At 57.2% G+C, this 18,314-nt stretch carries 11 protein-coding genes; 4 read left to right on the plus strand and 7 right to left on the minus strand.

Annotated elements, in window-relative coordinates; translation table 11 throughout:
- Positions 1–2: 2 nt before the first annotated feature.
- Positions 3–1,661 carry a glucan biosynthesis protein D gene (locus AC6I8P_RS06460; RefSeq protein ID WP_498031069.1) on the minus strand — a complete coding sequence of 553 codons (1,659 nt, stop codon included), beginning with the start codon at positions 1,659–1,661 and terminating at the stop codon, positions 3–5.
- Positions 1,662–1,949: 288 nt separating this feature from the next.
- Here AC6I8P_RS06460 and elaB point away from each other — a divergent pair, with 288 nt between their 5' ends.
- Positions 1,950–2,258 (plus strand): stress response protein ElaB, encoded by a 309-nt coding sequence (elaB, locus tag AC6I8P_RS06465; RefSeq protein ID WP_021509227.1) that lies wholly within the window; start codon positions 1,950–1,952, stop codon positions 2,256–2,258.
- 153 nt (positions 2,259–2,411) lie between these two features.
- Positions 2,412–3,608, plus strand: coding sequence for a nicotinamide mononucleotide deamidase-related protein YfaY (locus AC6I8P_RS06470; protein WP_215787523.1), 1,197 nt, complete (start codon positions 2,412–2,414; stop codon positions 3,606–3,608).
- A gap of 394 nt (positions 3,609–4,002) precedes the next feature.
- Here the strand turns inward: AC6I8P_RS06470 and yfaE are convergent, their stop codons facing one another.
- The 4 genes from yfaE to ubiG all read right to left on the minus strand — a co-directional run bounded on the left by yfaE (position 4,003) and on the right by ubiG (position 9,109).
- Positions 4,003–4,263, minus strand: coding sequence for a class I ribonucleotide reductase maintenance protein YfaE (yfaE, locus tag AC6I8P_RS06475; RefSeq protein WP_021509229.1), 261 nt, complete (start codon positions 4,261–4,263; stop codon positions 4,003–4,005).
- Positions 4,264–4,265: 2 nt separating this feature from the next.
- Positions 4,266–5,396 carry a class Ia ribonucleoside-diphosphate reductase subunit beta gene (gene nrdB, locus AC6I8P_RS06480; RefSeq protein ID WP_021509230.1) on the minus strand — a complete coding sequence of 377 codons (1,131 nt, stop codon included), beginning with the start codon at positions 5,394–5,396 and terminating at the stop codon, positions 4,266–4,268.
- 74 nt (positions 5,397–5,470) lie between these two features.
- On the minus strand, positions 5,471–7,756 hold the full coding sequence (gene nrdA / locus AC6I8P_RS06485) for a class 1a ribonucleoside-diphosphate reductase subunit alpha (protein ID WP_021509231.1): 2,286 nt from the start codon (positions 7,754–7,756) through the stop codon (positions 5,471–5,473).
- Positions 7,757–8,383: 627 nt separating this feature from the next.
- Positions 8,384–9,109 carry a bifunctional 2-polyprenyl-6-hydroxyphenol methylase/3-demethylubiquinol 3-O-methyltransferase UbiG gene (gene ubiG, locus AC6I8P_RS06490; protein ID WP_021509232.1) on the minus strand — a complete coding sequence of 242 codons (726 nt, stop codon included), beginning with the start codon at positions 9,107–9,109 and terminating at the stop codon, positions 8,384–8,386.
- Positions 9,110–9,285: 176 nt separating this feature from the next.
- Between ubiG and gyrA the strand changes: the two genes are divergently transcribed.
- Both gyrA and rcsC read left to right on the plus strand, forming a co-directional pair.
- A complete protein-coding gene (gyrA, locus tag AC6I8P_RS06495) occupies positions 9,286–11,925 on the plus strand; it encodes a DNA topoisomerase (ATP-hydrolyzing) subunit A (RefSeq protein WP_021509233.1) in 2,640 nt (879 codons plus the stop codon).
- A 167-nt stretch (positions 11,926–12,092) separates the two neighbouring features.
- Positions 12,093–14,945, plus strand: a complete 2,853-nt coding sequence (gene rcsC / locus AC6I8P_RS06500) for a two-component system sensor histidine kinase RcsC (RefSeq protein WP_241798282.1) — start codon at positions 12,093–12,095, stop codon at positions 14,943–14,945.
- A gap of 42 nt (positions 14,946–14,987) precedes the next feature.
- Here the strand turns inward: rcsC and rcsB are convergent, their stop codons facing one another.
- Both rcsB and rcsD read right to left on the minus strand, forming a co-directional pair.
- Entirely contained in the window at positions 14,988–15,638 is a 651-nt protein-coding gene (rcsB, locus tag AC6I8P_RS06505; RefSeq protein WP_013509853.1) for a response regulator transcription factor RcsB, read from the minus strand.
- Between the two features lies 1 nt (position 15,639).
- Positions 15,640–18,297 carry a phosphotransferase RcsD gene (rcsD, locus tag AC6I8P_RS06510; RefSeq protein WP_159378651.1) on the minus strand — a complete coding sequence of 886 codons (2,658 nt, stop codon included), beginning with the start codon at positions 18,295–18,297 and terminating at the stop codon, positions 15,640–15,642.
- Positions 18,298–18,314: the final 17 nt, after the last annotated feature.

Consider the following 18,314-nt stretch of genomic DNA (forward strand, 5'->3'; position numbering starts at 1 on the left):
GGTTAGCCCGGCGTCATCTGCCGGTCGTCGGTGTACTTGCGCTGATCGGGCGGTGGCGGGAAGTACTGATACAGCCAGGTTTCGCTCAGCGTTTCATCTTTGGTGCGCAGGAACAGGCGCATATCCACCGGTTTGGTTGAGTCGCTATTCGGATACCAGTCAAACAGGATACGGTAACCTTTCAGCGGTTCGACGTAGAGAATCTCCACCTGTTTGAAGGTGCCGGACGACACGGTGATTACCGGTTCGATGCCTTTCGGCGCGGCCGCCTGCAGGTCGCCGCCAATGAAATCGATAGCAAAGCGGCGGCACCACTGGTCCGGGAAGTGTTCGCCCGGTGCCCAGCCTTCCGGGAAGCCACCAATACCGGTGCGCGTGGCATCAACGCGGGCCAGACCACTGCGTACCGGCGGCAGCTGGCTCCAGTAGAGTTTGTACTGGAAATTAAACTCGCTGCCAGCTTTGACCGGCTCGGCCGGCTGCCAGAAGCAAACAATGTTATCCAGCGTTTCCCCGGTCGTCGGGATCTCCATCAGGTTGATGGCGCCTTTACCCCATTTACCGATCGGCTCCACCCACAGGCTGGGTCGTTTGTCATACCAGCCAATCACGTCCTGATAATCTTTGAAATCATGATTCAGCTGCAGCAGACCGAAGCCGCGCGGGTTTTCATCCTGATAGGCATTAAACTGCAGGCGCTGCGGGTTATTCAGCGGACGGGCAATCCACTCGCCGCTGCCGCTCCACATTGCCAGGCGATCGGAGTCATGAATCTGCGGATGATAGGTATTGCACATGCGGCGCTCGTTGGTGCCGCAGCTGAACATGCTGGTCATTGGCGCAATACCGAGCTGACGAATCTCGTTGCGCGCAAACAGGTGGTTTTCCACCTCCATCACCACGCGTTTTTCTTCGCAGTGGATGGTGAATTTGTAGGCACCGGTGACGCTGGCCCCGTCCAGCAGTGCATACACCACAAAGGTGGTGTCTTCAGCTTTGGGTGTTTCGAACCAGAAGGCGGTGAAGTCGGGAAACTCTTCCTGGCCATTGCTGAAGGTATTCACCGCGACGCCACGGGCTGACAGGCCATATTGGTAGGTTTCATCTACCGCGCGGAAGTAGCTGGCACCGAGGAAAGAAACGATGTCGCGTCGCGCCAGCTCCGGCTTTTTAAAGGCGCGGAAACCGGCAAAGCCGAGGTCGGTTTTACCCACCAGTTGCTGGGTATCCACGTTGGCGTTGTGATAATTAAACAGTTCCGGACGGAAGTGGATTTCCCGCGCCTCACGGCTGGCGGCGTCCACGGAGAACATGCGAATGCGGCGCTTAAAGCCCATGCCAACGTGGAATAACTGCACATCCAGCTCGCGGTCGGCGATGTTGTTCCACAGTGAGTGGTTAGCGTCGTACTGAATTTCGTTATACGCCTGCGGTGTCAAATTGGCCAGGGTCGCGGGCAGGGGGCCGGGCGCGCCGCCCCAGGGCTGTTTGGCCAGCGCCGCGGCTTTCTTTTTCAGCACATCGAAATCGAAGCGCACGGCGGTTCCGTCGGCGATGCCATCATCGGCCCAGGCGGACTGCGCAAACAGCGAGGAGAGCCCGGTCATGCCGCTAACGGCAGAGAGGGCCATGGACGCTTTCATAAATTTTCTACGATTCATGCCGGAAATCTTTTCCTTAGCTGCTCGGGTGTATTGAGGCTGTCGCAAGACATTTAGCGTCAGGCTACAGGGGGTTACGACAGTGGCGAAAATAAAAAATTCAGTCCGCTGAAAATTTATCAGATTAATCAAATAAACGAAGCACAATTCCGCGTGCAACGCCCCGGATGACATAACTTTGCGTTCAGCGCGGCAAAAAGCGCAGTCAGCGGATGACGGCGCGGCGCAAAAACGCAATTTATGACTATAGTTAATCGACACCGCATTTAAACATGGAGGATTGTGAACATGTCATCTACCGATCAATTTGAAACCCGTCTTGATGACGATCTGGCGCTGCTGACGGAAACGCTGGAAGAAGTGCTGCGCTCCTCGGGCGATCCGGCGGACCAGAAATATATCGAACTGAAGCAGAAAGCCGAGCAGGCGCTGGAAGACGTGAAGAATCGCGTGAGCCAGGCGTCCGACAGCTATTACTATCGTGCCAAACAGGCAGCGTATCGTGCCGACGATTACGTGCATGAAAAACCGTGGCAGGGCATTGGTATCGGTGCGGCTGCCGGTCTGTTTGTTGGCCTGCTGCTGGCGCGCCGTTAATCCCCGTGGGCGCGATGTCCGTCGCGCCCGATTCCTGCTTTCCCGCTGTTTCCTTTCCGCATCGCGATTAACCCGCTATTTCGCACCGGCGGCGATTGTGTTTCGCCTGCGCGCTCCCTACAGTGAAAGCCACAGGGATAAGGAGAAAAGATCGTGATACGTGTCGAAATGCTCTCAACGGGCGATGAAGTGTTACATGGGCAGATTGTCGATACCAACGCCGCGTGGCTGGCCGATGTGCTGTTTCAGCACGGTCTGCCGATGACCAGTCGCAGCACGGTCGGCGATGCGATGAGCTCGCTGGTTGAAGCGCTTCAGAGTCGCAGTCAGGTTGCCGACGTGCTGATCGTGAACGGCGGTCTCGGGCCGACCAGCGACGATCTCAGCGCCCAGGCAGCGGCCACCGCCAGCGGCAGCGAGCTGGTGCTGCAGCAGGCGTGGCTGGAGAAGATGGAAGCCTGGTTTGCCAGCCGCGGGCGGCTCATGGCACCCAGTAATCGCAAGCAGGCGGAGATTCCGGCCAATGCCGAGTTGATCGATAACCCGGTCGGCACCGCCTGTGGGTTTGCCCTGCAGCTTAATCGCTGCTGGATTTTCTTCACCCCCGGCGTGCCGTCAGAATTCAAAGTGATGGTTGAGCAGCAGATTATTCCGCGTCTTAAGGCGCGTTTTACGTTGCCAGAACCCCCGCTGTGCCTGCGTCTGACCACCTTTGGCCGCGGCGAGAGCGATATCGCCGCCGAGCTTGAACCGCTGCCGCTGCCGGAAGGCGTGGTGATGGGCTACCGTTCGTCGATGCCCATCATTGAGATCAAACTGACCGGCCCGGCCAGCCAGCGCGTGGCGATGGAGCAGGTGTGGCAGCAGGTTAAGTTACTGCTGGCCGAGTGCACCATTTTTGAAGGCTTTGAAGGATTGCCGGCCGTGCTGGCGCGGGAACTGCAAGATCGCGGCTTCCGCCTTGCTCTGAGCGAACAATACACGGCCGGGTTGCTGCACTGGCAACTGGCCGCCGCGCAGGTGCCGCTTAGTGCCGCCGAGCTGCTGCCGGCACGTGAGGAGTCGCTGGAAGCGCAGGTTACGCGTACGCGTCAGTTAGCCGCTCAGCAGGGTACGGTGCTGGCCTTGTCGGTTGGTGATCTGCAGGAAGGGGAAGTGTCGATTGCGCTGCATACACCGGAAGCCAGTTGGGGCCAGCGGGTGAAATTTACCCACGGGCGGCACAATCTGGAAACCCGGCAGAAAGTGGTAGCGATGATGGCGATGAATATGCTGCGCCGCTGGCTGCACGGCAGTGAAGTCAGTACCGGTCACGGCTGGATTGATGTTCTGGAGACGGTGAAGAGCTAACGCTTTCCAGGCTTGTGATTGCTGATGCCATGGGATCAGCATCGCTTTGTGTTGGGTGCCGCGTCGTGAGAGGCATAGCCGCTTGCCGCACCGGCATGAACCCTTCCCTGGGGCCTGCCGCCGCGCCATCCATGGCGCGGAGGCTGCTGCAAGCGGCTATGCCTCCCACGCCCTGCTGGATTCGGTGGTCGCTGTTGTCGGGTGCCTGTTACAGCAGCACCAGAATTGAAAGGGAAGAGGGGGAAGCTGGGCTTAGCCGGACGTCACGCGGCAGGGATGCCGCGTGTCGAGGCCCGCAGGGAGCGGGTTTTGCCGTTCCGGCGTGCTCAGTTCCCCCTCTGACCATGCGGGATCTTAACGCGATAAAAGGAGATTCAGCAGTACGGCCGGCAGGTTACAGCTCGATCTCAATCTCCCCTCTGGCCTTACAACAGCAGGGCAGAATCTCGCCCTGCTGAATAAACGCCAGTGGAGTTTCCGCATAATCCACTTCGCCTTTCAGCAGACGCATGCGGCAGGAGCCGCAGTAGCCTTCGCGACACTGAAACTCGACGCACACATTGTGTGCTTCCAGCGTCGTCAGCAGATTAGGGTGTTCGTCTGCGCACTCCAGCCGGGAGCCGGAGCTGCGCAGGATTACCACGGAACGGCTCATGCTTACAGCTGGAAATCGTTGAAGTCGTCTTCGCCCACTTCGGAGTCGATCTGACCCACCAGATAGGAGCTCACTTCAACTTCCTGCGGCGCCACCTGCACGTTATCTGACACCAGCCACGAGTTAATCCATGGAATCGGGTTCGAACGCGTCTGGAATGGCAGATCAAGGCCCACCGCCTGCATGCGGATATTGGTGATGTACTCAATGTACTGGCACAGAATGTCCTTGTTCAGACCAATCATTGAGCCACCGCTGAACAGATACTCAGCCCACTCTTTTTCCTGCTCGGCCGCTTTCTTAAACAGGTCGAAGCACTCGTCGCGGCACTCGGCGGCGATCTCTTTCATTTCAGGATCGTCTTCACCGGTACGCATCAGATTCAGCATATGCTGGGTGCCGGTCAGGTGCAGCGCTTCGTCACGGGCAATCAGACGAATAATCTTGGCGTTGCCTTCCATCAGTTCGCGCTCGGCGAAGGCGAACGAGCAGGCAAAGCTGACGTAGAAGCGAATCGCTTCCAGCGCGTTAACGCTCATCAGGCAGATATACAGCTGCTTCTTCAGCGCACGCAGATTCACGGTCACGCTCTTGCCCGCCACCTGATGCGTGCCTTCACCCAGCAGATGCCAGTAGTTGGTCATCTCGATCAGATCATCGTAATACTTCGAGATATCCTGCGCGCGCGCCAGAATCTGCTCGTTAGTCACGATGTCATCAAACACCAGTGACGGATCATTGACGATATTACGGATGATGTGGGTGTACGAGCGTGAGTGGATGGTCTCGGAGAACGCCCAGGTTTCCACCCAGGTTTCCAGCTCGGGAATCGAAATCAGCGGCAGCAGCGCTACGTTCGGGCTGCGGCCCTGAATGGAATCCAGCAGCGTCTGATACTTCAGGTTACTGATGAAGATGTGCTTCTCGTGCTCCGGCAGCGCCTGATAGTCGATGCGATCGCGCGAGACGTCAACCTCTTCCGGACGCCAGAAGAAAGAGAGCTGCTTCTCGATCAGCTTTTCAAAGATGTCGTATTTCTGCTGGTCGAAACGGGCAACGTTCACTGACTGGCCGAAGAACATCGGCTCTTTCAGCTGGTCATTTTTGTTCTGTGAGAAAGTAGTGTAAGCCATGACTAAGTCCAAAAGTGAAACGGGCCAGCCGCTGCTGGCCCAGACACGATAAGGCGCCCGCAGGCGCCTTTCGATCAAATTTTACAGGCGCCGCTTTCGCAGCCATCGTCCTGAATAGACGGCGCCAGATCGTCCTGCGCATCCTCGGCACCGTCACGGGTGTTTTGGTAGTACAGGGTCTTCACGCCAAATTTGTACGCGGTCAGCAGATCTTTCAGCAGCTGCTTCATCGGCACTTTGCCATTGGCGAAACGGCCTGGATCATAGTTGGTGTTCGATGAAATCGCCTGATCGATAAACTTCTGCATCACGCCCACCAGCTGCAGATAGCCGTCGTTTGATGGCATCTCCCACAGCAGTTCGTACTGATCTTTCAGACGCTCATACTCCGGTACCACCTGGCGCAGAATCCCGTCTTTCGACGCTTTGATACTGATGTGACCGCGCGGCGGCTCGATACCGTTGGTGGCGTTCGAAATCTGCGAAGAAGTCTCAGACGGCATCAGTGCAGAAAGCGTGGAGTTGCGCAGGCCGTGGGTTTTAATCGACTCACGCAGCGCTTCCCAGTCAAGGTGCAGCGGCTCGTTGCACACGCTGTCGAGATCCTTTTTATAGGTATCGATCGGCAGAATGCCCTGCGAATAAGTGGTCTCTTTAAACCACGGGCAGGCACCTTGCTCTTTCGCCAGCTCGTTGGAGGCTTTCAGCAGCCAGTACTGAATGGCTTCAAAGGTTTTGTGCGTCAGGTTGTTGGCGCTGCCGTCGGAGTAGCGCACACCGTGTTTCGCCAGGTAATAGGCGTAGTTGATCACGCCAATACCCAGGGTACGACGGCCCATCGCACCGCGTTTTGCCGCCGGAATCGGGTAATCCTGGTAATCGAGCAGGGCATCCAGCGCGCGTACTGCCAGCGTCGCCAGCTCTTCCAGATCGTCCAGGCTTTCAATCGCACCGAGGTTAAAGGCGGACAGGGTGCACAGCGCAATTTCGCCGCTTTCGTCGTTGACGTCTTCCAGCGGTTTGGTCGGCAGCGCAATCTCCAGGCACAGGTTAGACTGACGCACTGGCGCAATGGCCGGATCGAACGGGCTGTGGGTGTTGCAGTGGTCAACGTTCTGCACGTAGATACGGCCGGTTGAGGCACGTTCCTGCATCATCAGCGAGAACAGATCGACGGCTTTCACGCGCTGCTTGCGGATGCTGTCGTCCTTCTCATATTTGGTATACAGACGCTCAAACTCATCCTGATCGGCGAAGAACGCGTCATACAGGCCTGGCACGTCGGACGGGCTGAACAGGGTGATGTCTTCGCCTTTCAGCAGGCGGGTGTACATCAGCTTGTTGATCTGCACGCCGTAATCCATATGACGCACGCGGTTGCCTTCAACACCGCGGTTGTTTTTCAACACCAGCAGGCTTTCCACTTCCAGATGCCACATCGGGTAGAACAGCGTTGCCGCACCGCCGCGCACGCCGCCCTGCGAGCAGGATTTTACCGCCGTCTGGAAGTGCTTATAGAACGGGATACAGCCGGTGTGGAACGCTTCACCGCCGCGGATCGGGCTGCCGAGCGCACGAATGCGACCCGCGTTGATGCCGATACCGGCACGCTGTGACACATATTTCACAATAGCGCTGGAGGTGGCGTTAATGGAATCCAGGCTGTCGCCGCACTCGATCAGTACGCAGGAGCTGAACTGACGGGTCGGGGTGCGCACGCCGGACATGATAGGCGTAGGCAGCGAGATCTTGAACGTGGAGATCGCATCGTAGAAACGCTTGATGTAATCCATACGCGTATCGCGCGGATAGCCGGAGAACAGGCAGGCGGCGACCAGAATATACAGGAACTGGGCGCTCTCGTAGATTTCACCGCTGACGCGGTTCTGCACCAGATATTTGCCTTCCAGCTGCTTCACCGCCGCGTAGGAGAAGTTCATGTCGCGCCAGTGGTCGATGAAGCCGTCCATCTGCTCAAACTCTTCGGTGCTGTAGTCTTCCAGCAGATGGCGATCGTATTTGCCCATCTCGACCATTTTCACTACCTGGTCGTACAGCTTCGGTGGCTCAAACTGACCGTACGCTTTTTTACGCAGGTGGAAGATCGCCAGACGCGCGGCCAGGTACTGGTAATCAGGCGCGTCACGGGAGATCAAATCGGCAGCCGCTTTGATGATGGTCTCGTGAATGTCCGAGGTTTTGATGCCATCGTAAAACTGGATGTGCGAACGCAACTCAACCTGCGAGACGGAGACATTGTTCAGCCCTTCAGCTGCCCAGTCCAGCACCCGGTGAATCTTATCGAGGTCGATGCGCTCCTGGCGGCCATCGCGTTTCGTAACGAGCAGACTTTGGTTCATGTCGCGTGTTTACCTGTCCATGAAATACAAAATTATCCCCCGTCTATTCACAGGCGGCTCATTGTGAGTAAGCCTGTGGATAAACACTATATATAGGGGGTGCGGAAAGTTTGAACAACAATATGGTGAGTATTCTAGTCAGCAATCGGATCATCACAAGAGTTGATTTTCACAAAATTTTACGCCCTGGGGGGTGGGGAAAATCCTGGATCCCCACGCCACAAGGCCTGCACCTGGTGTCAACGGATAACAGGTTTTTTTTCAATTTTTGATCGAGCGCGTGTTTATTGCTCAACCGCTGCGATTCGGGAAATTTCCCAGGCGAAAAAAGCCCGCGCCGCTCCGTCAGCAGCGAACTTATCTGCGTTTGCTTATGAATTTTTTATGACCTTTTCACCTTACAAAAAGCGCATCGCAGCGTCTAAAAGGAAATTGATCTGGATAGGGCCAGCGCGTGATAAACCGGGTGCGGTCGGAAGTGAAAGGAGGACTGGCAGTTTGTAGAGCGTTATGCCGTTCAGTTGGGTAAATTGCTGGTCGTAGATTCCATAGCGGCGCGATTTTTCGCGTAATACATCGCGCCGCTACAACAGCGCTGCCCACGGGCAGGCAGGCGAAACAGGTCGTTTACGCCTGACGGTGGGTATGCACCATATAATTGACGTCCACCCCGCGGCCAAGGCGGAACTGGTTAGTCAGCGGATTGTAGTGCAGGCCAGTCATATTGCGTTCACGCAGGGCGGTCTCGTCCACCCAGTTCAGCAGCTCGGCGGGACGAATGAATTTTTTCACGTCATGGGTACCGCGCGGCACCATGCGCAGCACGTATTCAGCACCAAACACCGCCAGCAGCCAGGCTTTGGGGTTACGGTTGATGGTGGAGAAGAACACCTCGCCGCCCGGTTTCACCAGCTGCGCGCAGGCCAGCACCACGGAACGCGGATCCGGCACATGTTCCAGCATCTCCATACAGGTCACCACGTCGTACTGACCGGCATGGCTGGCCGCATGGGCTTCAACCGTCTGCTGCACGTAATTGACGCTCACGCCGCTCTCCAGCGCGTGCAGACGCGCGATCTCCAGCGGCTCGGCGCCCATATCCAGACCGGTGACCTCCGCCCCTTCACGCGCCATGCTCTCGGCGAGAATGCCGCCGCCGCAGCCGACATCCAGCACTTTCTTACCGAACAGCCCATGGCTGTGCTGGGCAATCCAGCCAAGACGCAGGGGATTGATGCGGTGCAACGGCTTAAATTCACCCTCTAAATCCCACCAGCGTGATGCAACCGCCTCAAACTTGGCAATTTCGGCGTGGTCAACGTTCTGGCGGCTTTCCTGCGGTTGTTCATTCATTGAATCATGACTCCTGACAAAATATGCCACCAGTATAAACGTATAAACCCTGCGAGGCATCTCTCAGCGCAAAGGAAAAGCGCCACAAAACCCTGCTTTACGTTCACCGCACGCAAGCGATGTGATATACTTTCGCACCTTTAAAATCCGGGATTATGTAGAGGGATAGCGGCTCCATGAGCGACCTTGCGAGAGAAATTACACCGGTCAATATCGAAGAAGAGTTGAAAAACTCCTACCTCGATTACGCCATGTCGGTCATCGTTGGCCGAGCCTTACCCGATGTACGTGATGGCCTGAAGCCGGTGCATCGCCGTGTGCTTTTTGCCATGAGCGAACTGGGTAACGACTGGAACAAACCCTATAAAAAATCTGCCCGTGTGGTCGGTGACGTTATCGGTAAATATCACCCACACGGTGACTCCGCTGTGTACGAAAGTATCGTGCGCATGGCCCAGCCGTTCTCCCTGCGCTACATGCTGGTCGACGGTCAGGGTAACTTCGGTTCGGTCGACGGCGACTCCGCCGCAGCGATGCGTTATACCGAAGTGCGCATGGCGAAGATCTCCTCTGAACTGCTGGCTGACCTGGAAAAAGAGACGGTCGACTTTGTGCCGAACTATGACGGCACCGAGCAGATCCCAGAAGTTCTGCCGACCAAAATTCCTAACCTGCTGATCAACGGCTCCTCCGGTATTGCCGTCGGCATGGCGACCAACATCCCGCCTCACAACCTGACGGAAGTGATCAACGGCTGCCTGGCGTTCATCGAAGATGAAAACATCAGCGTCGAAGGGCTGATGGAGCACATTACCGGGCCGGATTTCCCGACCGCCGCCTTTATCAACGGTCGTCGTGGCATTGAAGAAGCCTACCGCACCGGGCGCGGTAAAATTTACATCCGCGCGCGCGGCGAGATCGAAACCGACGCCAAAACCGGTCGTGAAACCATCATCGTCAATGAAATCCCGTATCAGGTGAACAAAGCGCGCCTGATCGAGAAAATTGCCGAGCTGGTGAAAGAGAAGCGCGTTGAGGGCATCAGCGGCCTGCGTGACGAATCTGACAAAGACGGCATGCGTATCGTCATTGAAGTGAAACGCGATGCGGTCGGCGAAGTGGTGCTCAACAACCTCTACTCGCTGACGCAGCTGCAGGTCTCTTTCGGCATCAACATGGTTGCCCTGCATCAGGGCCAGCCGAAGATCATGACGCTGAAGGAGATCATTGAAGCCTTCGTTCGCCACCGCCGTGAAGTGGTGACGCGTCGTACCATCTTCGAACTGCGTAAAGCGCGCGATCGTGCGCACATCCTTGAAGGTCTTGCGATTGCGCTGGCCAACATCGATCCGATTATCGAGCTGATTCGTCGGGCTCCGACGCCAGCCGAAGCGAAAAGCGGCCTGCTGGCGCAGTCGTGGGATCTCGGCAACGTCGCCGCCATGCTGGAACGTGCCGGTGACGACGCCGCGCGTCCGGAGTGGCTGGAAGCGGAGTTTGGTATTCGCGACGGTCGCTACTACCTGACCGAGCAGCAGGCACAGGCCATTCTTGATCTGCGTCTGCAGAAACTGACCGGCCTTGAGCATGAAAAACTGCTCGACGAGTACAAAGAGCTGCTGGACCAGATTGCCGAGCTGATTCACATCCTGCAGAGCGCCGAGCGCCTGATGGAAGTGATCCGTGAAGAGCTGGTGGCGATGCGCGATCAGTTTGGCGATGCACGTCGCACGGAAATCACCGCTAACAGCGCTGACATCAACATCGAAGACCTGATCAACCAGGAAGATGTGGTGGTCACCCTGTCGCATCAGGGCTACGTCAAATACCAGCCGCTGTCAGACTATGAAGCCCAGCGTCGCGGCGGTAAGGGCAAATCGGCGGCGCGCATTAAAGAAGAAGACTTTATTGATCGTCTGCTGGTGGCCAACACCCACGACACCATTCTGTGCTTCTCCAGCCGTGGCCGCCTCTACTGGATGAAGGTCTATCAGCTGCCGGAAGCCAGCCGTGGCGCGCGCGGTCGTCCAATCGTCAACCTGCTGCCGCTGGAAGCCAACGAGCGTATCACCGCGATTCTGCCAGTGCGCGAATACACTGAAGGCTTCAACATCTTCATGGCGACCGCAGACGGTACCGTGAAGAAAACTGCGCTGCAGGAGTTCAGCCGTCCGCGCAGTGCCGGCATCATTGCCATCAACCTGCGTGAAGACGATGAGCTGATTGGCGTGGCGCTGACCAACGGTAACGACGAAGCGATGCTGTTCTCTGCCGCCGGTAAAGTGGTGCGCTTCGCGGAGAGCGCGGTGCGCGCCATGGGCCGTTCGGCTTCGGGCGTACGCGGCATCAGGCTGGCCGAAGGCGACAAAGTGGTGTCGCTGATTGTGCCACGTGAAGAGGGCGCGATTCTCACCGTAACGCAGAACGGCTACGGCAAGCGTACTGCTAACAGCGAGTATCCGACCAAATCGCGCGCCACGCAGGGCGTGATCTCGATTAAAGTCACCGAGCGTAACGGGCCAGTGGTGGGCGCGGTACAGGTGGTGGATAGCGATCAGATCATGATGATCACCGATGCCGGTACGCTGGTGCGTACCCGCGTGTCGGAAGTCAGCGTGGTGGGCCGTAATACGCAGGGCGTGATCCTGATTCGTACCGCGGAAGATGAAAACGTGGTCGGCCTGCAGCGCGTCGCTGAACCGGTGGAAGAGGAAGAACTCGACGCCATCGACGGCAGCGTGGCAGAAGGCGAAGACGATATCGCGCCGGAAGTCGACAGCGACGACGACGCACCGGAAACAGACGACGAAGAGTAACCGTTCGTTGTCTGTCACAAGCGGCAGGTCAGGGCAACCGACCTGCCGTTTTTTTTGTCTGACTTTCACTCCCAAAGTCGCGTGCCAACTGGCTTTTTCGCCCTGATAAAGCTAGTGTATGAGAACTTTTCAACGTCCCGATAACCCTTGCCGCCAGTGAGTCTCTTTTGAAATATCTCGTCTCCTTTCGCACCACGCTTCGCATCTCGCGCTACCTGTTTCGTGCGCTGGCACTGCTGCTCTGGTCGCTGGGTGCACTGTTGACCACTTTCTACATCATCAATGTGCTGCACGAGAAAGAGAACGCGGTGCGCCAGGAGTTTGCCACCAATTATGGTCAGGCCGAATGGTATGTGCGCCACTCCGCGGATGTGATGCGCGAGCTGAAGTACATCACTGAGAATCGCCTGAGCAGCAGCGTCAACGGGCTGGATATGCTCAACGGCATGCCGGGCGGTAAAAGCACGCTGCCGCAGTTTACGCCGCTGTTTACGGACGGTGACTGTACGTCAATGAGCAACACCTGGCGTAACTCGCTCGATTCCCTGAGCTATTTCATTAACTACTGGAAAAGTAATTTTGCCTCAGCCTATGAACTCAATCGGGTGTTCTTTATCGGCGGAGAAAATCAGTGCCTGGCAGACTTCACCATCGGTAACAATAATCCGGTCGATCGCGAACGCAGCCTGAAGGCGCTGCGCGAAAACGTGCTGCACTACCGCAGCGGCAACGAGGAAGAGCGGCGTAATCCAATGTACTGGATTACCAACAGCAGCCAGCCAGGCATCGGCAACTTCTACATGGTGGTGCCGGTCTATGTCGCCAACAAACTGCAGGCGCTGCTCGGCGTGGAGCAGAACATTCGCCTGGATGAATTTATTCAGCCCGGCGGGCTGCCGCTGGTGGCCACCATCACCGACGAAAACTATCGCCCGCTGATCAGCTCACGACGCGGCGGACCCGGTTATTCGCTGGACGATCTGCCGGATAGCAGCACCTGGTTTGGTTATCTTGACGGCTATCGTCAGCTGGTGCTGAAAAAGCCGCTGCCGCCGTCCAGCCTCAATGTGGTGTGGTCGCTGTCGACCGATGTGCTGATGGATCAGCTCAAGCTGATGCTGATCAACGCGCTGCTGCTCAATATCCTCAGCGCGCTGATTCTGTTTACCCTGGCGTGGGTGTTCGAACGCCGCATGTTCCTGCCGGCGGAAGACAACGCTCACCGGCTGGAGGAGCACGAGCAGTTCAACCGCAAGATTGTCGCGTCAGCGCCGGTCGGCATCTGTATTTTGCGAACCAGCGATGGCACCAACATCCTCAGTAATGAACTGGCGCATAACTATCTGACGCTGCTGACGCAGGAAGATCGCCTGCGGCTGAACGAAATCATCGGCGGCCAGCAGGTTAATTTTGTCGATATGCTGACCGGCAGTAACACTAACCTGCAAATCAGCTTTGTGCATTCGCGCTACCGCAACGAGAACGTGGCGATTTGCGTGCTGGTCGACGTCTCGGCGCGCGTGCGCATGGAGCAGTCGTTGCAGGAGATGGCGCACGCCGCCGAGCAGGCCAGCCAGTCCAAATCGATGTTCCTTGCCACCGTCAGTCATGAACTGCGGACGCCGCTGTACGGCATTATCGGTAACCTCGATCTGCTGCAGACCAAATCGCTGCCGAAGGGCGTGGATTCGCTGGTCACGGCGATGAACAACTCATCCAGCCTGTTGCTGAAAATCATCAGCGATATTCTCGACTTCTCGAAGATCGAGTCCGAGCAGCTGAAGATTGAGCCGCGTCCCTTCTCGCCGCGTGAGGTGGTCAACCATATTGCCAGCAACTATCTGTCGCTGGTGGTGCGCAAGCGCCTGACGCTGTATGTGTTCATCGAGAACGATGTGCCGCTGGCGCTGGATGGCGATCCGCTGCGCCTGCAGCAGGTGATCTCCAACCTGCTGAACAACGCCATCAAGTTCACCCACACCGGCTGCATTATCCTCCACGCCTATGTCAAAGAGGGGTATCTGGCGTTTCGCGTGCGCGACACCGGCGTGGGAATCCCGGCAAAAGAGATCACGCGCCTGTTCGACCCGTTCTTCCAGGTCGGCTCCGGCGTGCAGCGTAATTTCCAGGGCACCGGGCTGGGACTGGCGATCTGTGAAAAGCTCATCAACATGATGGACGGCGACATCGAAGTCGACTCTGAACCGGGTATGGGCAGCCAGTTCGTGGTACGTATCCCGATCTACGCCGGACAGCAACCCGCGCCGCCGCTGCTGGATGGTCTGCAGGAAAAAGCCATCTGGCTCGACCTGCGCAACGACTATCTGGCAGCCTTCCTGCTGCGTCTGCTCCAGCAGCAGGGCATCCAGGTAGCGCACTATCAGGGGCGGGCTGGGGCGGACGATGTGATGATCTGCGATCACCACGACGCGCCAGCGCAGACGGTACGCGCGCGCATCCGTATCTGCGGTGAACACATCGATATGCCGCAGGAAACCACGCCGGGACAGTGGGTGCACAGCAGCGCGACGCTGCACGATCTGCCGCTGCTGCTGGGTCGGATTTATCGCATTGCCATCGACAGTGAAACGGCGACCACGCTGGAACTGCCGGTGCCGCAGCAGGCCTCCAGCTATGAAGACATCATGGTGCTGATCGTTGATGACCATCCGATTAACCGCATGCTGCTGTCTGAACAGCTTGGCACACTGGGCTATCAGACCAAAACGGCGCAGGACGGCGTGGATGCGCTCAACGTGCTCAGCCGTAACCATATCGATATCGTGCTGAGCGACGTCAACATGCCAAACATGGACGGCTACCGGCTGACGCAGCGTCTGCGCCAGCTGGGGCATGCTTTCCCGGTGATTGGAGTGACCGCTAACGCACTGGCGGAAGAGAAACAGCGCTGTATGGATGCCGGCATGGATAATTGCCTGTCAAAACCGGTGACGCTGGATGTGCTGAAAACCACGCTGGCGCTGTATGCCGAACGTGTTCGCAAAAGCCGGGAAGGATAAGCAGGGCAGAGGAGAGGCGGTGCCGAAGCACCGCCGCAGGGATTACTCTTTGTCGACCTGAGTGGCGCTGACGGAAGAGAGGTAGTTCAGCAGCGCGATATCGTTATCCACGCCCAGCTTCATCATTGCTGATTTCTTCTGGCTACTGATGGTTTTGATACTGCGGTTCAGCTTCTTGGCGATCTCGGTGACGAGGAAGCCTTCGGCGAACAGACGCAGCACTTCGCTCTCTTTCGGTGACAGACGTTTGTCGCCGTAGCCGCCGGCGCTGATTTTCTCCAGCAGTTTGGCCACGCTTTCCGGCGTGTACTTTTTGCCTTTCTGCAGGGCTGCCAGCGCTTTTGGCAGGTCAGTTGGTGCACCCTGTTTCAGCACGATGCCTTCGATATCCAGATCCAGTACCGCGCTCAGGATCGCCGGGTTATTGTTCATGGTCAGAACAATAATGGAGAGATCCGGATAGTGACGCTTGATGTACTTGATCAGCGTGATGCCGTCGCCGTATTTTTCGCCCGGCATCGACAGATCGGTAATCAGGACGTTGGCATCCAGTTTGGACAAGCTATTGATCAGTGCTGTTGAGTCTTCAAACTCACCTACCACATTCACCCATTCGATCTGTTCCAGAGATTTACGGATACCGAACAGAACGATTGGATGGTCATCGGCAATAATTACATTCAGGTTATTCATCTTATTGGTTACCTTGCTGCAGCAGTTGGTTGACGTACGCGTCAATTTCACTGGTGGTATTTTTAATGGTTAAATCGTCGCACAGTTTAATGTGCTGTTCTAACTCTTCACAAAGCTGTTTACCCGGCAGTAAATTGAGCATGGCAAACACGCCTTTCAGGCGATGCGCTGTCTGAGCAAGCGAGGGATAGTCCTTCTCCGCCGACTCAGTATACAGTCTCTTCACATCTGGCGGTACTGTCTCCGTAAACAGCTGGAAATAGCCGCCGCTCAGCAGCGGCGTGGCAGCCTCATCGTCGTCGCTCTCCTCTATCGAATCGTGAGCCAGTTGCTTCTCAATCAGGGCCAGCAGCGCATCAAGCAGCGCATTGCTGAGATTGAAATTGACCCGGAATTGCTGGTCGTTGAGGGCGTGATGCCCCATTTCGTCGCCCGCCAGCAACAGCGCCCAGCCGTGCAGGCGTGCCGGGTCGTCCGTCACCAGCACATCATGCTCCTGCCCGGACAAGCGTTCGTCCGAGGTCAGGCAATTTGCTCCCCAGTTCTCGAGGTGGCGGCAGACAATTTTGTGTACGTCTTCAACCGCGATATCCACCAGCGCCGTCACGCCTTCCAGCAGTTTCTCTTCCTGCTCGCTCTGCTGCTCCAGCGCCAGCGGCAGCTGAATGTTGTAGCGCGTGCCGATATCCGGTTTGGCGATAATCTCCAGCTGGCCGCCCATCTGTTTGCACAGCTGCTTACACAGGAAAAACGCCATGCCGGACGCCTGACCGTAACGATCCTGCGTGGTTTCGCCGAGGTAAGGGAAATCGACGTTGGCCAGCTCGTCGCCGGTCAGGCCTGAGCCGGTATCCACCAGCTGAAACAGCACGCTGTTGGCTTTGCTGTCGCTGGCTTTGATATCAAGGGAAATCTTGCCCCACTGCGTGGTGGTGAGCGCGTAGTGCATCAGCGTGGTCAGGACTTTACGCAGCGCGCGGCGATCGCCAAAACGCATCTCGTCGTTGGCCAGCTGATTGTTGACCACCAGCGTCAGCCCTTTGCGCCGCAGCAGCGGCAGGCTCTCCAGCGCAATCTCATCGAGCAGATCCTGCAGGTTAAACACGCCCGCATCCGGCGACCAGTCGTGGGCTTCCAGCCGGTTGAGCAGGACGATATCGTCCACCAGCCGCGCCAGACCCTGGCTCTCATCCAGCAGATCCAGCACGCTCTCGTCGTCATCGCGCTGGCTGAGCTGCACCAGCTGCGTCACCATGCTCTGCAGCGGACGATTAAGCGCATGGCCAAGATTCTGCATCAGCTGCTGGCGCATCTGGTGGTTGCGATCCAGCACCTGCTGCGCTTTTTGCAGCTTCTTATTCACCAGCAGCTCACGATCCTGATCGCGCATCATAAACAGCTGGGTGTGCGGCGACAGCATGCTGCGCGCGTGGCGAATCTCATACACTTCGTTGTTAATGGTAGCCTGCAGCACGCCCTGATGCTGATCGGACATATTGATGATCTTCTGCAGATTGAGATGCGGCAGCAGATGCTCAGCGATTTTGTTGCTCAACAGGGTGCGATTGGTACCAAAGTCATACACCAGCAGCCCGACCGGCAGGCTGGCGACGATCTCCTCATTCAGCATACGCAGCGAATCGAGCTCGGCGCTCTGGTTCTCATTCGGTCGCAGCGACTGCTGGCGCAGCAGCGTAATGCCGGCAATAGACAGCAGGAACAGCAACAGATTGATCAGCAGCGGCCACATCAGGTTGTGCAGGGTATCCATCGCCAGGCTGGCGAGCGGCACCCGGTACACCAGCTGGAGCGAGGTGCTGGGCAGCGTGGCGGCAATCTCCAGGTTCGGGTTAACCAGCGTCACCGCGGTGCTTTCGCTGCTGGCGTCATCGCTGGTGGCGCTGCCGGGCTGGCTGGCATCCTGGCGCAGCTGGAAGTTCTCCAGCGGCATACTGCGCGGTATCAAGTCGTTAACTGGCAGATCGAACGCCACCACCGTGGCTAAATGACCTGGCTGGTTAAACGTGGTGCGCAGCGTGAAGTAGTGATCGTTCTGCCAGGCAAAGTGGCGCAGCGGCGAGAAGCTTTCGCGTTCGTCGAGCGCATTGGCCTGCTGCAGCATTTCGGCGCGGCGGCTGTCCACCAGCGTATTGATCGCGCTCTCTTTATAGCGCGTCGCCATATCCTTGAGCGGCAGGGTCGAGATCATGATCAGGCTGTTGTCCTGACCATTGAGGAAGTACATCGACCACGCCGGATTTTCAGCGCCCCACAGCGTATCGAGATAATTGGACATGCGCAGCGTCATATCCAGCGTGCTGCTGTCGTGCGAGCCGAAAATCAGCGCTTCGGTCTTGCGGCGGGTTTTCTCCAGATAGTAAACATCCGGGCGCAGGCGCGTCTCCTGCAGGCTACTGCTCGGCGTCGAGCCCGCGGCGCTGGTGGCGAGATTTTCATAGATTTGCCAGGTGGCAAAGCGGTAAGCATCAATGCGTTTTTGCATCGCGCGCGCCAGGTCGGTCATGGCGTAGCGCTTTTCCATGATCCACGCATTCACACTGTTATGCACCATGGCGCCGAGCGCGAGAAATAGCACCAGGTTAAACACCACGAAAAAGCGCGTTACGTTGCCGGAGGTCAGCGGAAATTTATAAGGCAGCATAGGTGTCTCAGGAT

This window comes from gamma proteobacterium symbiont of Lampromicra miyakona (assembly GCF_059730895.1).